This is a genomic window from Pseudomonas syringae pv. coryli str. NCPPB 4273 (genome assembly GCF_000972175.1).
Lineage (GTDB): Bacteria > Pseudomonadota > Gammaproteobacteria > Pseudomonadales > Pseudomonadaceae > Aquipseudomonas > Aquipseudomonas syringae.
In genome coordinates this window covers 428977-445161 of sequence record NZ_AWQP01000004.1, presented here as the reverse complement: position 1 = coordinate 445161, position 16185 = coordinate 428977, and the positions used below count along the sequence as shown (strand labels likewise).

At 59.6% G+C, this 16185-nt stretch carries 10 protein-coding genes, 1 tRNA gene and 1 pseudogene; 6 read left to right on the top strand and 6 right to left on the bottom strand.

All coding sequences use genetic code 11. The annotated features are described in order from the left end of the window. Positions 1 to 9 precede the first annotated feature (9 nt). The 3 genes and pseudogenes from P406_RS03825 to P406_RS03815 all read right to left on the bottom strand — a co-directional run bounded on the left by P406_RS03825 (position 10) and on the right by P406_RS03815 (position 4083). Positions 10 to 1305, bottom strand: a complete 1296-nt coding sequence (locus P406_RS03825) for an ATP-binding protein (protein WP_046235384.1) — start codon at positions 1303 to 1305, stop codon at positions 10 to 12. Next, positions 1302 to 3844, bottom strand: a pseudogene (locus tag P406_RS03820) (tellurite resistance TerB family protein). Before P406_RS03820 ends, P406_RS03825 begins: the two are co-directional and overlap by 4 nt. A 151-nt stretch (positions 3845 to 3995) precedes the next feature. Beyond that, a tRNA-Ser gene (locus tag P406_RS03815) sits at positions 3996 to 4083 on the bottom strand. A gap of 121 nt (positions 4084 to 4204) precedes the next feature. Between P406_RS03815 and P406_RS03810 the strand changes: the two genes are divergently transcribed. From P406_RS03810 to P406_RS03785, 6 genes are all read left to right on the top strand, one after another. Further along, positions 4205 to 4876: a Bax inhibitor-1/YccA family protein gene (locus P406_RS03810; RefSeq protein ID WP_003317937.1), complete on the top strand. Its 672-nt coding sequence runs from the start codon at positions 4205 to 4207 to the stop codon at positions 4874 to 4876. A gap of 482 nt (positions 4877 to 5358) precedes the next feature. Next, positions 5359 to 6789 carry a serralysin family metalloprotease gene (locus P406_RS03805; RefSeq protein ID WP_046235383.1) on the top strand — a complete coding sequence of 477 codons (1431 nt, stop codon included), beginning with the start codon at positions 5359 to 5361 and terminating at the stop codon, positions 6787 to 6789. Positions 6790 to 6847: 58 nt separating this feature from the next. After that, a complete protein-coding gene (locus P406_RS03800; protein ID WP_003411602.1) occupies positions 6848 to 7231 on the top strand; it encodes a protease inhibitor Inh/omp19 family protein in 384 nt (127 codons plus the stop codon). An 89-nt stretch (positions 7232 to 7320) separates the two neighbouring features. After that, positions 7321 to 9117: a type I secretion system permease/ATPase gene (locus P406_RS03795; RefSeq protein WP_046235382.1), complete on the top strand. Its 1797-nt coding sequence runs from the start codon at positions 7321 to 7323 to the stop codon at positions 9115 to 9117. Then, positions 9114 to 10451, top strand: coding sequence for an HlyD family type I secretion periplasmic adaptor subunit (locus P406_RS03790; RefSeq protein ID WP_003371807.1), 1338 nt, complete (start codon positions 9114 to 9116; stop codon positions 10449 to 10451). Before P406_RS03795 ends, P406_RS03790 begins: the two co-directional genes overlap by 4 nt. Before the next feature lies 1 nt (position 10452). Continuing rightward, positions 10453 to 11802 (top strand): TolC family outer membrane protein, encoded by a 1350-nt coding sequence (locus tag P406_RS03785; protein ID WP_046235381.1) that lies wholly within the window; start codon positions 10453 to 10455, stop codon positions 11800 to 11802. On the opposite strand, the gene solA is transcribed toward P406_RS03785, so the two are convergent. The 3 genes from solA to P406_RS03770 all read right to left on the bottom strand — a co-directional run bounded on the left by solA (position 11803) and on the right by P406_RS03770 (position 16144). Next, complete coding sequence (solA, locus tag P406_RS03780; protein WP_046235380.1) at positions 11803 to 12978, bottom strand: N-methyl-L-tryptophan oxidase; 1176 nt, start codon at positions 12976 to 12978, stop codon at positions 11803 to 11805. 428 nt (positions 12979 to 13406) lie between these two features. Then, on the bottom strand, positions 13407 to 14990 hold the full coding sequence (locus P406_RS03775) for an aldehyde dehydrogenase (NADP(+)) (protein ID WP_046235379.1): 1584 nt from the start codon (positions 14988 to 14990) through the stop codon (positions 13407 to 13409). Between the two features lie 263 nt (positions 14991 to 15253). Then, positions 15254 to 16144 (bottom strand): LysR family transcriptional regulator, encoded by an 891-nt coding sequence (locus tag P406_RS03770; RefSeq protein WP_046235419.1) that lies wholly within the window; start codon positions 16142 to 16144, stop codon positions 15254 to 15256. Between the last annotated feature and the right edge of the window lie 41 nt (positions 16145 to 16185).

Here is a 16185-nt window from a genome sequence, read left to right as displayed (position 1 = left end):
GCGGATGAGTCAGAGCTTGAAGCTTGTGAGTTCATCATCGGCCTCTACAGTGAAATCACTTTTGCCGCCGTCATCCCTGGCAATGTCAATGGCGCCTAAAAGGTTTCTCCAGTCGGCCTCAGGGTTTTGCTCAAGAACCGCCAGCAGGTTGATGAACGCGGTGATGGTGGTGCGTGGCGTTCGAAAGTAAGCCTCGCCCAGACGCTGACCGCAGTGCTCGATGAAGGCCGGGATGGCCTCTTCCGGAAGCAGGTAGTGTTCCGCATCGCCGTAGGCATAAACATTACGCAGGTTCAGCAGCAGGACATAGAAGTCCTCCGGGGTCAGGCTGGTCAGCCGAATGACAGGGCCGGAAAGGTCGACGTAGCCGGCCTTGGCAAAGGTGTTTTCTGCCAGGCGCGACTGCAGAGCCGGGTAGCTGTAGAGGCCGCGGCGAGTGTCCATCAGGAATTCCGGCGTGCCGCCCAGAACGAAGCCCAGTCCGTCAGTCGACCCTTGCAGTGAGTCATTGAGGATGCGCAGGATCTGTTCGTAGTTCGCATTGCGAGCCTGCGTGTTGGCAAGCTTGTAGAGGTTGACCAGTTCGTCCAGGCACACCATAAGCCCGCCGAAGCCTGCCAGACGCACAAATCGGGAAAGCAGTTTGAGCTGATCGTAAACGGACGCGTCGTCAACGATGCTTCTGACCCCCAGGGCCGCTCGTGCATCCGTCCTGGTGGTGAACTCCCCGCGAAGCCAGCGTATTGCATCGGCTTTCAGCTGTTCGTTGCCTTCGTTAAAGCCACGGCAGTAAGCGGCTATGACTTCGGCAAAGTCATAGCCGTTGACCATTTCGGTAAGCTCGGCGAGGTTCTGGCGTATGACGGTCTCGCTGTCTACGCCTTTGCTGCTCGCGTGGGTTCTGGCCTGGGAAATAAACTTTTCGACGATACCCTGAAGCGCGCCGCCGTCCGGCTTGGTGCGTGTAGACATGTTCTTGGCAAGCTCCGCGTACAGGGAGCGCGCCTGACCGCCTGAGGCGTGCAGGCGCCGATCGGGGTTCAGATCAGCGTGCATCGTCACCAGCTTGCGTTCCATCGCAATGCCTCTGACCAGATTGAGGAAGAAGGTCTTGCCTGCGCCATACTCGCCGACCACGATACGAAAGGCAGAACCGCCTTCGGCCAGCCGGTCGACATCCTTGATAAGAGCTGCCAGCTCACCCGCCCGTCCGACCTGGATCAAGTGTTGCCCGACACGAGGAACGACACCTGCGCGCAGTGACTGAATGACCGCATCGCGATCCTTGGCTCGTATCTTGTTCATAGGGCAAGCTCGCTTAAAATATCCGGGTTGATTTCGATAGGGTCATCGCCCTCGGAAACCGGCATGTCGAACAATTCGAATGCCATATCGTTGATTTGCTCCAGTGCACCGTCGAGCATCAACGCCATACCTGCCGTCGCGATTTCCAGCTCTCGTCGACTCCATTGGTTGCGCGAGACCAGCAGGCGCAGAAACGCAGAGTGCCCTGCATCCAGTCCATGGAGATGGGCGCCAGTGTCTGGGGTGTCTTGTGAAGCATCGTCTTCGGCTATCTGCGTGTCGTCCTGCTGTTCGTCTTCCTGATCGTTGCGAAACACATCAGCCAGCAGCGCCGACACCTCTGCCGTTTCGCGTCGCAACTGGGCAACCCTGCCCATGTCCAGCACGATTCCGGAGCCTGGCTTCTTGTCGGGGCCTGTTGCTGTAGTGGCTGACAGCGCTGTCGAGGCTTGTCCTGTCTGCAAACCGGTCGCAGCACCATGGAGGTTGCTGTAAAGGGCGTGTGGATCGAGTTGAAGTGCCCGGTAGATCCGCTCAAGCAACCTGACTTTCTCAGGCGTAACCGCTCCATCAGCGTGGGCAAGGTGAGTCAGGCAAGCGACGATGGTCTGCTTTTCTTCATGATTCAGCGAACCCAGCTTCTTTTTCAGGCTTGCCAGGTTGGGCGGCTGCTGCAGTTGCGTCAACAGATACGCCTTGAGACGTGTTCGATGCGCGACACGCAGATGCCTCCATGAATCGATATGCTGTTCGAGCAGTGCAACAGCATGCTGGCTTGTGCCGCCATCAACCGTTGCCACGCTGCTGGCGAGATCCAGAGTGACGACAGCCGCGTTGTAGTCCACTGTCACCCGCGACATGCCTGGGTCGGGCTCGGTCGCGAACAGAACGATGCTGTCCTCAGGCTTGGCGCACGATTGCCTGCCAGCACATCCGGTTCCATTCCTACGTGCATGTCTTCAAGCACTTTTATCAGCGCGATGATCTGGTTGCGTGCCTGGGCGCCGTCAGACTTGAAACGTATGGCCAGTTGATCAAGCGTCATCAGCTTCGTACCCGTCCTGACTTCCGATTGAAGCTGTCGCAGTTCATGCCTGGCGTATTCAGGCCATAGCGACACCGGCAGCAATAGCAGCGCCTCCAATGACTCATGCTTATCGAGATCATCGGCATTGCGGCCCATGTACCGACTGAATGGAGCGAGCACTGAAGCACAGCCCTGCACGAGGACCTGGATTTTCTTGCGGGTGGCGGACGTAATGCTGACGTCTGGCAGATCACCCACCGGTATTTCCGGTACATCGAGGTAGGCGGACGATGGGCGATAGGCGACCCATAGTCGGGTCTTGTTCCTCAGCAGCTTCAGGCCGTCGGGAAACTGCTCTTCATATTCGGCTCTGAACAGGCGCTGAAACAGATCTGCGCATCTGCCAACAGGTTTGCCACGCGAGATATTCGGATCCGTCAGCGCCCAGGATAAGGCCCAGGATGCGTTCAACGGGTATTTGTCGATGGCCATCTGGCCCAGCGCCACTCGCAGCACGATGGGCATTTCATAGCGGTCGGCCGACTCCATTGGTGGCTCGCGCAAATACATCTGCCCTGATATGACAGGCATGTTCAGGTATTCGAGAAGCCGCGAAGCCTGGTTATAAAACGAAAGATCCCGATGATAGACAGTCCGCAAACGCTCGATTTCCTCTTTTATCGCGGGAATCTCTTTTCGTGCATCGGGATCAGAAAGGCTGTCGATCAGTAAACGCCGTTCAAGGCCGTGGAAAAACATGAACAGGTAACCACTGCTTGCCTCAGGATCACAACGTCCCCCCGCCAGCCACTGCAGATAGCCCCTGCGCGCGGCAGGTTCAAGATCTTTGTAGGTCGACCAATAGTAGGCCACCCCCGCAACGGGAGGCGTGTCGGAACCGGCCACCGGCAAGGCTGCGTCTATGAAAGAAGGTTCGGATAGTCTGAATTCGGGGTTTTGCGTGCCTGTGTAGATCATGCCGCCGGGCAAGGTGATATCGGCCACGGTGAGCGGCTCCCCTGGACGCAGCCATCTGGCTTTCGCCGGGCGATCAGGTGCCTTGGGGATGTTGAACGAGTTGGCGCCGGGTGAGTCCTGCCGGATGGTAAAGAACTCGGATTCACGCTCTGGATGGCGCATCTGCGGGGTGAAGGGCGAGGGTGCCTGTTCCGACGGCGTGTCCGCCCGGGGTTGCGTACCGCCAACCAGGTTGGGAGACGGTCTGCTGAAGCGCGCATAGCGCCCTATGGCCAGGTCGGCGTGATGCCCATCGGAAACCGTGGTATGGATAGGATCGGTTAACGGCTGAGTGCCGCCCGCGAGATTGTCTGACGCTCTACTGAAGCGGGCATATCGGCCGATCGCGAGGCGTTCAAGCCCTTCATCGATACCGTCTATTCCCAAGGTGGCTGGCGCTGAATCGTGACCATCAGCCTTGATAGCGCGCCGAATCTCATCCGCATGGGGTTGCGTGCCTCCAACAGGATGGACAAACGTTCGGCTGGGAGCCATTGGGGTCTTCCGTGGTTCATCGGCTGGCAAACTGGCAGTATCCACATTTTGTCAGCGTGGGCCAAGTATGGGCTGATGAGCTTGCGGAGGCATTGGCCAGACCCCAGAAACGACAAAGCCCTGAATAATCAGGGCTTTGCGCTGCCAAATATGGCGGAGGCATAGAGATTCGAACTCTAGGACCTGTTACAGTCGGCAGTTTTCAAGACTGCTGCCTTAAACCACTCGGCCATACCTCCACTTCGTTGCGGGCGCCATAATACCGGAATGAAACAAGCTGTCAAACTCTGTGACTAGCCAGTTGCAGCGCCTCTGTTATGATCTTTGCAACTCAACATTTCAACAGCAAGGAGTTTCGCCATGCGCGAACAGGATTACAGCCTTAAAACCGGCATGCAGGCCGACCAGCTCGAGGTTAGTCGTGTCCTGCGCAATACTTACGGTCTTCTCGCCCTGACACTGGCTTTCAGCGGTGTCATGGCCTTCGTCGCTCAGCAGATGCGCGTCGGCTACCCGAACATTTTCGTGGTGCTGATCGGCTTCTACGGTCTGTTCTTCCTGACCAACAAGCTGCGTGATTCGGTCTGGGGTCTGGTGTCGACCTTCGCCCTGACAGGTTTCATGGGTTTCCTGCTGGGCCCGATCCTCAACCGTTACCTGGGCATGGCCGGTGGTGCTGAAGTGGTCAGCTCCGCCTTCGCGATGACGGCTCTGGTATTCGGTGGCCTGTCAGCCTACGTACTGATTACCCGCAAGGACATGAGCTTCCTGGGTGGTTTCATCACCGCAGGTTTCTTCGTACTGCTGGGTGCGGTAGTGGCCGGTATGTTCTTCCAGATCAGCGGTCTGCAACTGGCTATCAGCGCGGGCTTCGTGCTGTTTTCGTCGGTGTGCATTCTGTTCCAGACCAGCGCGATCATTCAGGGTGGCGAGCGTAACTACATCATGGCGACGGTCAGCCTGTATGTATCGATCTACAACCTGTTCATCAGCCTGCTGCAGATCTTCGGCATCATGAGCCGCGACGACTGATTTACCAGGCCTAAATATTCAGGCTGCTGCGCTTCAACAAAAGCCCCGACTCGTCGGGGCTTTTTACGTTTGTGTGGCGGGGAAAAGTATCACCTTGACCTGTGGCAAGGCTGGCGAAGTGCTATTTATCGCAGGTGAGTGGGCCGGGTCATTACCCAACGCATTCGTGCTCCGTCGAACCCATAAAATTCCTGACCTATCAGTCATATTTATCAAGCTTGTTACAGCCTGTTCAAGCGTTTATCGACTATCTCATCATCACAAAAAATAATATCAGGCGATTCTCCAATGCCTGTAGGCGCTTGCCCATTTAGGGCCACTTGACATCATCGAACAGCGCTGGACACAAGATTTCAAGATGTGTCAGTTTTGTTACGCAACACGATTTCACGCTTTACAAGGCGAGTGACTGGACTCTCTCGCTTCAGGGGAGAGTCTTGTCGTACCTAACCTGTCAATCAATCAGCAAACAAGGAAGTGTCATGACGAAAGTCAAAGAAAATGCTGCAATCCAACTTTCCGCTGCTACCAGCACCTCTTTCGACCAGATCAATACGTTCGCGCACCAGTATGACCGTGGCGGCAACCTCACGATCAATGGCAAGCCCTCGTATTCGGTCGATCAGGCCGCTGATTATATTCTTCGCGACGACGCCGCCTGGACGGATCGCGATGGCAACGGCACCATCAACCTCACCTACACGTTCCTGACGGCCAAGCCTGCCGGGTTCGACAATTCGCTGGGGACTTTCAGTGCGTTCAACGCGCAGCAGAAAGCACAGGCGGTATTGTCGATGCAATCCTGGGCAGACGTCGCCAAGGTCAGCTTTACCCAGGCGGCGTCCGGCGGCGACGGGCATATGACCTTCGGCAACTACAGCAACGGCAGCGCAGGCGGGGCAGCTTTTGCCTACCTGCCCAGCGGCAACAGCCGTACTGACGGCCAGTCCTGGTACCTTGTCGATAACAGCTACAAGGTCAACACCACCCCGGACAATGGCAATTACGGCCGTCAGACCCTGACCCATGAAATCGGCCATACCCTGGGCCTGTCTCACCCTGGTGACTACAACGCGGGCGAGGGCAATCCGAGCTACAAGGACGCCACCTACGCAGAAGACACCCGTGGCTACAGCGTCATGAGTTACTGGAGTGAGTCCAACACTGACCAGAACTTCGTCAAGGGCGGCGCTCCGTCGTACTCTTCGGCGCCGTTGCTGGATGACATCACTGCCGTTCAGCAGCTCTATGGCGCGAACATGAGCACCCGTGCCGGTGATACGGTCTATGGGTTCAACTCCACTGCCGGGCGCGATTTCTACAGCGCCACGTCCGCCTCCTCCAAGGTGGTGTTCTCGGTGTGGGATGGCGGGGGCAAGGATACCCTCGACTTCTCCGGCTTCACCCAGAACCAGAAGATCAACCTCAATGCCGCCTCGTTCTCGGATGTCGGTGGCATGGTGGGCAACGTTTCGATCGCCAAGGGTGTGGTGGTTGAAAACGCGGTGGGCGGTTCGGGCAATGACCTGTTGATCGGCAATGCTGCCGCCAACGACCTCAAGGGTGGTGCCGGCAACGACATCATCTACGGGGGGGGCGGCGCCGACAGCCTGACCGGTGGTGCGGGTGCCGACATCTTCGTGTTTGGCGCCAGCTCCGACTCCAACCGTGCGGGCCAGGATACGATTCGTGATTTCGTCAGCGGTCAGGACAAGATCGACGTATCGGCCATTTCCACGCTGAGCGCGCTGCAGTTCGTCAACGCGTTCAGCGGCCATGCTGGCGAGGCGATCCTCAACTATAACCAGAGCAGCAATCTGGGCAGTCTGGCGATCGACTTCACCGGACAGGGCATCGGCGATTTCCTGGTCGGTACCGTAGGTCAGGCAGTCGCTGCTGACATCATCGTTTAACCGGTAAAGATCATGGGCGAGTCGATCGACCCGCCCATGATCTGGAACGTTCGTCCTTATGAAGCTCAACCGTTTCTTTCAATTCGCTCCAGCCGCTCTTGCGCTGCTGGTGAGCCTTTCTGGAGCATGCATGGCCATGAGTCTGAAACTGCCAAGCCCCGCTGAACTCAGCGGCAAGTGGCACCTGTTTATTCATTCACAGGCCGATCGAGCCTGCGAACTGCAGTTGAATACCGAGGCGCCCCAGCTGGGCGGCGATACCGCCTGCGCCACCAAATGGCTGAACGAAGCACCAGTCGGTTGGTTCCCGACGCCTGACGGTCTCGCCTTGACCGACAAACAGGGCAATCGACTGATTCATTTCAACCATATGGGAGAGCAGCGCTATGAGGCGCGCCTGCCGAGCGGTCAGGTGCTGAGGCTGGAGCGCTCAGCCGAATAAAGGGTGCCGGCCGTGCACCGAAAAAATGTCCGAAATGAACGTCCCCAAGGATGTCGCCCGGCCGCCCACGCGGCTTTCAAGGAAGAACCATGAGTATGTCGTCCCAAGGCAACCCTACGCCGTTGTACAAAGCGCTGGCTGACTACAAGAGCGCGTTGATTGGTGTCGGTTGCTTTACCGCGCTGATCAACGTGCTGATGCTCGCCCCATCGATTTACATGCTGCAAGTCTATGACCGCGTACTGACCTCACAGAACCAGACTACTCTAGCCATGCTGACGCTGATGGTGGTCGGGTTCTTTGCGTTTATCGGCTTGCTGGAGATGATCCGCAGCTTTGTGGTGATCCGCATCGGCAGCGAGCTGGAGAAGCGTTTCAATCTGCGCGTCTATCAGGCCGCGTTCGAGAGCAACCTGCACGCCGGACAGCGTCAGGCTGGACAGGCGCTGGGTGACCTGACCTTCATCCGCCAGTTCCTCACCGGGCCGGCGCTGTTCGCGTTCTTTGACGCCCCGTGGTTTCCCATCTACCTGGCGGTAATCTTTCTTTTCGACCCCTGGCTAGGCGTGCTGGCCAGTGTGGGGACGGTATTGCTGGTCGGACTGGCCTGCCTCAACGAATGGCTGACCCGCAAACCGCTGGCCGAAGCCAGCGGCTACTCGCAGCAGTCTGCGCAATTGGCGACCCGGCATCTGCAACAGGCCGAGGCGATCCAGGCGATGGGCATGCTCGAGGTCTTGCGGCGTCGCTGGTTCCATGTGCATGGGCGCTTTCTGGCCCTGCAAAACCGGGCCAGTGATACGGGAGCGGTGATCAGTTCGATCAGCAAGGCCCTGCGTCTGTGCCTGCAGTCGCTGGTGCTGGGCCTGGGCGCACTGCTGGTGATAAATGGAGACATGACCGCAGGCATGATGATCGCCGGCTCAATCCTCATGGGTCGGGTCCTCAGCCCCATCGACCAGTTGATCGCCGTCTGGAAACAATGGAGCTCTGCACGCCTGGCCTACGGGCGCCTTGACCAGTTACTCAAGACCTACGCCGAGCCCGCGCCGCGCATGCCGCTGCCGGCACCGCGCGGTCAGATCAGCGCCGAACAGGTCAGCGCTGCGCCTCCCGGCAAAACGTCGCCGACGATTCAGCAAGTCAGCTTCCAGTTGCAGGCCGGTGAAGTGCTCGGCGTGCTGGGCGCATCCGGTTCCGGAAAATCGACCCTGGCACGCGTGCTGGTTGGTGTCTGGCCGGCGCTGGGCGGGACGGTACGTCTGGACGGGGCCGACATGCATCGCTGGGACCGAGAGGCGCTGGGTCCCTATATTGGTTATCTGCCGCAGGACATCGAGCTGTTCGGTGGCAGCGTGGCAGAAAACATCGCGCGCTTTCGCGAGGGCGACGCTAGCGCCGTGGTCGCTGCCGCACAACTGGCGGGCGTGCACGAATTGATTCTGCGCCTGCCGCAAGGCTACGACACGCGGCTGGGCGATGATGGCGCTGGCTTGTCCGGCGGTCAGAAACAGCGCGTCGCGCTGGCCCGTGCGCTGTATGGCGATCCGCGACTGGTGGTGCTCGATGAGCCCAATTCCAATCTGGATGCCGCGGGTGAATCGGCGCTGACTCAGGCGATTGCTGAACTCAAGACCCGCGGCTGTACCGTTGTGCTCGTCACCCACCGCACGCAGTCGCTGAACCAGACCGATCGCCTGCTGGTGCTGAGCGAAGGTCGCATGCAGGCATTCGGTGCCACGGCTCAGGTGTTGCAGGCCTTGTCCGGGCAGCCATCGTCAGCGCAAGCAGCGCAAGCGCACGCTCAATCGCAATCTCGCCCTGCACCTGCCGGGCTTTCCATGAGCCGTCAGTACGGCACGCAGAACAGGCAGTCCGACGTATGAACAGCCCTATCGACACTCATTACGCCGTGCCGGGCAAGGAGCGCGGCGTGCAGTTCTTCGTTCGCGCCGGCTGGATTCTCATGCTGGCGGGGGCGGGCAGTTTCTTTCTGTGGGCCAGTCTTGCTCCTCTGGATCAGGGTATTGCCGTGCAGGGGACGGTAGTTGTTTCTGGCAAGCGCAAGGCCGTGCAGTCGCTGGATGGCGGTGTGGTCAGCAAAATTCTGGTCAGTGAAGGCCAATTGGTGAAAGAGGGCGAACCGCTGTTTCGCCTCGATCAGACTCAGGTCGAAGCCGACGTGCAATCGCTGCGAGCCCAGTATCGAATGGCCTGGGCCAGCCTGGCGCGCTGGCAGAGCGAGCGCGACAACCTTGACGAGGTGCGCTTTCCCGCAGAGCTGATTGCAGCCGGGCAGGGGCAAGATCCCGACCCTCGGCTGGCGCTGGTGCTTGAAGGGCAGCGGCAGTTGTTCAGCAGCAGGCGCCAGGCGCTGGCGCGCGAGCAGTCCGGCTTGCAGGCGAGCATCGAGGGGGCTGGACTGCAGCTCGCCGGTATGCGCCGGGCCCGTTCGGACCTGCTGGCTCAGGCTGACTCGCTACGCAAGCAACTGAGTAACCTGGAGCCGCTGGCGCAGAACGGGTTCATTCCCGGCAATCGCCTGCTGGAGTTCCAGCGTCAGCTTTCTCAGGTGCAGCAGAGCCTGGCGCAAAACGCAGGTGAAACCGGGCGTATAGAACAAGGTATCGTCGAGTCGCGCTTGCGCCTTCAGCAGCAGCGCGAGGAGTACCAGAAAGAGGTGCGCAGCCAATGGGCCGATGCCCAGGTCAAGGCGCTTACCCTTGAGCAGCAACTGGCCTCGGCCGGTTTCAGTCTGCAACACAGCGCCATCCTGGCGCCGGCGGATGGCATCGCCGTCAATCTGGGCGTGCACACCGAAGGTGCGGTGGTGCGTGCCGGCGAAACCCTGCTGGAAATCGTCCCACAAGGCACACGGCTTGAAGTTGAAGGGCGGCTGCCAGTGCAACTGATCGACAAGGTCGCCAGCCATCTACCGGTCGACATCCTCTTTACCGCCTTCAATCAAAGCCGCACGCCGCGGGTTTCCGGTGAGGTAAGCCTGATTTCCGCCGACCAGATGCAGGATGAAAAAACCGGCCAGCCGTATTACGTGCTGCGCACCTCGGTGGGCGACGCTGCGCTGGAAAAACTCAACGGGCTGGTGATCAAACCCGGCATGCCCGCTGAAATGTTTGTGCGCACGGGTGAACGCTCGCTGCTCAATTATCTGTTCAAACCTTTGCTGGACCGTGCCGGCTCCGCGTTGACGGAGGAATAGGATGTTTCGCCATCCCCTTAAAGCCGCTTTGCTGACGGCCATTCTGCTGGGCACTGCACCCTTGAGCCAGGCCATGGGCCCGTTTCAGGTCTATGAACTGGCGCTTCGCAATGACCCGGTTTATCTGGGCGCGCTGAAGGAGCGCGACGCGGGCCTGGAAAACCGGGTGATCGGTCGTGCCGGCTTGTTGCCTCGCGTGTCATACAGCTACAACAAGGGGCGCAACGATTCCAAGGCGACCCTCAAAGGCAGCGCTCAAGACACCACTGATCATCGCCACTACAACAGCTTTGGTTCGAGCCTGACGGTTCAGCAGCCATTGATCGATTACGAGGCGTACGCCAATTACCGCAAGGGACTGGCCCAGGCGCTGTTTGCCGACGAGACCTTTCGCAGCAAGAGCCAGGAGTTACTGGTGCGGGTGTTGACCCTGTACACCCAGGCACTCTTCGCCCAGGACCAGATCAATATCGCGCGTGCCAAGCAGCAGGCGTTCGAACGCCAGTTCGCGCAGAACCGGCAGATGTTCGAGCGGGGAGAGGGCACGCGCACCGATATTCTCGAAGCGGAGTCGCGCAACGAACTGGCGATTGCCGAGCAGATCGAAGCCAGCGATGAGCAGGACGCGGCCTTGCGCGAGCTGGCCGCGTTGCTGGGCGAGCCGAGTGTCGATGTTGCGCAGCTGGAGCCCTTGAGGGACAGCTTTCAGGCGTTGGTCCTCGCACCGTCCAGCTTTACCGAGTGGCATGCGCTGGCCATGGCCAACAGCCCGATCCTGGCTTCGCAGCGTCAGTCCCTGGAAGTGGCGCGATACGAGGTGGAACGCAACCGCGCGGGGCATCTGCCGACGGTGAATGCCTACGCAAGTATTCGTCAGAATGAATCGGACAGCGGCAACACCTACAATCAGCGTTACGACACCAACACGATAGGCATCGAGCTCAGTCTTCCGCTGTACGCCGGAGGTGGCACCAGCGCCTCGGTGCGCCAGGCCAACAGCAAGCGCGAGCAGGCTGAATACGAGCTGGAGGGCAAGACCCGCGAAACCCTGATCGAGCTGCGCCGCCAGTTCAACGCCTGTGCGTCAGGGGTAAGCAAGCTGCGCGCCTACCAGAAGGCGCTGATCTCGGCGCAGGCGCTGGTCGAATCGACCCGCCAGAGCATTCTGGGTGGCGAGCGCATCAGCCTGGATGCCCTCAACGCCGAGCAGCAGCTTTACAGTACTCGTCGCGATCTTGCGAAAGCCCGTTACGACTATTTGATGGCCTGGATCAAGCTGCATTACTACGCCGGCACCTTGCGTGATACCGATCTGGCGCGCATCGACGAGGCGTTCGTGGTGGCGCGCTGATCAAGCCTGCCTGGCGAAGCGTTGCAGTGAAAAGGCCGAGAGATCCACATCGCTCTCGCCATCAATACAGCGTTGCGCCAGCGCCAGTCCGAGCCCGGCCGAATGCTTGAAACCGTGGCCGGAACAGGCCGAGACCACCGTCACGTTTTTCAGGTGCGGGTGTTCATCGATGATGAAGTGGCAGTCCGGCGTGACCGTGTAAGCGCACACCGAAGACTTGACCACCTTTGGCGTCAGTCCCGCAATCCTGCCCTGCACCTGGGTGCGAAACATTTCCTGTTCTTCCCGCGCGGTAATGGTGCGGTCCAACCGGTCAGCCGCTGACGTCTCGAGGTATTGCTCAGTGGCGACCTTCATGCTGTTTTCACCGGGCAGCGGCGGGAAGCCGTAATTGACATCGGCGTCGCCCGGCCCGTGAATCAGGATGAAGCTTGGCGACGGCGCAGCAAAGGCGGCCTCGTGCTGCACCTCGAACCAGAACAGCTTTTGCCGGCACACCCGCAGCAGGTCGCTGAACGGTGCGCCGAGCAAGTCGGCCGACCACATGCCCGCGCTGACCACGACCCTGTCGGCGATGATCGAGCCCTTGTCGGTGGTGATTCGTACCTGATCGCCATGCGCCTGCAATTGCGTGACCGTTTCGTGGGTCAGCAAACGCGCGCCGTGTTGCCTTGCCAGCTTGAGCTGTACGGCGATGCAGCGCTCGGGCCGGACGAATCCGCCTTCAGGTTCAAAATAGCCGATGGCGCTATCCAGCACAGGAGCGAACTGAGGAAAGCGCTCGCGAATCGCTGCAGCCGCCAATACCTCGTGCTTCACCCCATACGTGCGGGCCAGCGCGATGGTCTGATGGGTGAAGTCGTTGACGTCCTCAGGATCGTAAGCGGCGCTTGAAGTCATCACCAGCACTCCGCACTGCTCGAACAGCGACTCGCCGCTCAATGCTTCAAGTTCGCGCCAGATGCGCTGTGAGCTGCGCACCAGTGGCAGGTATTGCGGCCCTTCACCGGCCGACAGCCGCGTGATGCGGGTATCACCGTGACTGGAGCCTTGTGTGTGCGGAGGGTCGTAGCGGTCGATGCCAATCACATCGACTCCAGCCTTTGCCAGTTGATAGGCAGTGGCTGCACCCATGGCACCCAGGCCGAGCACGGCCACTTTACAACGCTGTTGCATAGGGGAGCCTCGATAAATCGTTTATCTCACTATGGACAGCCTGTCGAATCAACCGCCAGACGTGCATAAGGTTATGTCAGACGGCCTCGTGGGCCATTACAGATGCCATCACACCCGGATTGCAGACACCCGTCAAAAATTTACGCTTGCACTGCTCAGGGTTTTTAAGGTCCGAAATCGATGAAAAGTTGTCCACGGAAATCGTGGGTATGTCTGTGGGTAACTTTTTGAAACCCTTGTTACACGTGGCTTACAGCTGTGTGGTTATTTTATGAACAGCCCCTGTCTTGCACTTCTATGGTGCTGCCGTCAGGGTACAAAAGCGGTCCGCTATAAGCGACTTCGGGCACAAAAAAGAAATATTTTCCAAAAAAAAGCGCGACCCTCATCAGGTCGCGCTGCTGTGTTGCGGATTTAGCCGATGGCGATTACGCGACAGGCTGATCACTCCATTCGCCATTGACCAGGCGACGCAGGCCCAACGGGTTGGCGTTCTGCAACGCAGGTGGCAACTGGCTGTCCGCCAGGTTCTGATAGCACACGGGGCGCAGGAAACGGTCGATGGCCAGGGTGCCCACCGAGGTACCGCGTGCGTCCGAGGTGGCCGGGTACGGGCCGCCGTGAACCATGGCCTCGCAGACCTCGACACCGGTCGGGTAGCCGTTGAACAGAATGCGCCCGACTTTCTCTTCGAGAATCGGTTGCAGCCAGCTGTACTGGCTCAAGTCCGCAGGCTCGCCGATCACCGTCGCAGTCAGCTGACCACGCAAGGCTTGCAGCGCGTCCTTCAACTGCGCATCGTCAGCGACTTCGATCAGCAGCGTGGTCGGGCCGAAGACTTCCTCTTGCAGCAACTGATCACCGTTCAGCAGCAGGCTGACGTCAGCCTTGAACAGTTGCGCCTGAGCCTGCTTGCCTTCCTGTGGCTTGCCGGCCAGATGCGTCACGCCAGGATGCGCCAGCAGGTGTTCCACACCCTTGCTGTAACTGCGCAGGCCGCCCGCGTTAAGCATGGTCTGCGGAGCCTGACTGCCCATCTGTTCGGTCAGTTGCTCGATGAATGTCGAGAACGCCGGGGAGCGCAGGCCGATGACCACGCCGGGGTTGGTGCAGAACTGACCGGCACCCATGACCACCGAGCCGGCAAGCTCCTTGGCCACGGTTTCACCACGTGCCTGCAAGGCGCCTGGCAGCAGCACCACCGGGTTGATGCTGGACATCTCGGCAAACACCGGAATGGGTTGTGGACGCTCGGCAGCCATTTTGCACAGCGCGTTGCCACCGTTCAGCGAGCCGGTGAAACCGACCGCCTGGATGGCCGGGTGCTTGACCAGACCTTCACCGACGCCGTTGCCGAAGATCATGTTGAACACACCTTTGGGCATCTGCGTACGCTCGGCAGCGCGAATGATGGCGCTGGCCACCAGATCGGCAGTCGCCATGTGACCGCTGTGCGCCTTGAACACCACCGGGCAACCGGCGGCCAGTGCTGCTGCGGTATCACCGCCCGCAGTGGAAAACGCCAGCGGGAAGTTGCTTGCCCCGAACACCGCAACCGGGCCCACACCGATGCGGTATTGGCGCAGGTCGACCCGTGGCAGCGGCTTGCGATCCGGCAACGCCAAGTCGATCCGTGCGCCGACGAAATCACCGCGACGCAGAACCTTGGAAAACAGACGCATCTGACCACTGGTGCGACCGCGCTCACCTTGAATACGCGCCTGAGGCAGGGCGGTTTCCTGGCAGACGATGGCGACGAAGTCATCGCCCAGCCGGTCGAGTTCATCAGCAATGGCGTCGAGGAAATCGGCGCGACGGGCCGGGCTCAACTGACGAAATTCCGGGAATGCAGCCTTGGCAGCCAGTGCCGCAGCGTCGATTTCGCCGTCGGTGGCCTGATGAAAGCTGTAAGGCAGCTCTTCGCCGGTGGTGGCATCCAGGCTTTTTTGCAGGCTCTGGCCCAAAGCGCTGCGGCCGCCAGCGATGAAGTTCTGGCCGAGAATGTTAGGCATCGGTATCTCCTGTTGTTTTGAGGTTGGAGGTCGGCAGGGAAGGTATCCGGACCGGCGCTCCTTATGGGTTGCCGAGTTGCTTTACAGATTGTCAGTGATGGGGCGTCTAAAAGCAGGCCAGCCATCATGTTTTCAGTTAACAGTGGGCAGTCATCGTACAACCTGATTCGCTGCCTGTGCAACTGTCGACCTAATTTGCCAGGCCGAGTGCCGTTGCTCTTTATAGTGCATGGGCGCAATCAAGCCTCTATCGTGGCGCGCCTTCATGATTTTTTGAGGTCTTGCAGCGCGTCCAGCACCTGACGCAGCGCCTTGCTGACCGGTTTGTCCTGGCGCAAGGCAATTCCCAACGTGCGACTCAGCGCTGTTGCCAGCGGCAGCATCTGCAAGCCACGGCGATGGTGCAGCGCAGCAACGGCCATTCGCGGCACGATGCTGTAGCCCAGGCCTGCAGCGACCATTTCCTTGATCGCTTCGATGCTGCCCAGTTCCATGACCGGTTTTACCCGGATCCCGGCGTGCAGGAACCATTCGTCGATCAGCAGGCGCGTGCTGCTGCCTGCTTCAAATACCACCAGTGGCTGTGCGCTGAGGCGCTCCGGGGTCATGTGTGCCGGCATCGTTCGCTGGCTGCTGGCGAAAATCGCCACGAACTCATCTTCGAGCAGCGGTGTGATGTGCAGGCTGCGGCCGGAGGCGGGCAGGGTGACCAGTGCCAGGTCCAGAAGGTTTTCTTCGACCGCCTTGAGGATGCCGTCGGTGTTGCCGGTGCTGACGCGTACATCCAGTTCGGGGAAGCGCCGACGCAGCGCCTGCAACAGGGGCGGCAGCAGATGGATGCAGGCTGTTGCGCCGGTGCCGATGGCGACTTTCCCGGCAATGCCGCTGGCATGGCTGGACAGCGCCTGCAGGGCGTCTTCGACCACCCCATCGATGCGCGCGATATGCTCCAGCAGTACATTGCCTGCGGAGGTCGGTTTGAGGCGTTTGCCAACCCTTTCTATCAGTTGCAGCTTCAGCTGATCTTCCAGTTGTCGCACGTGCAGGCTGACCGCTGGCTGGGTCAGGTGCAGACGCTCTGCCGCCGCAGAAAAACTGCCATAGGCGATGACCAGCGAAAACGTGTGCAGATGGTTTAGGTTCAGCCGACGCATGACAAAGTATTTCTTATGCTGTGGATGACAAATCATAGCTT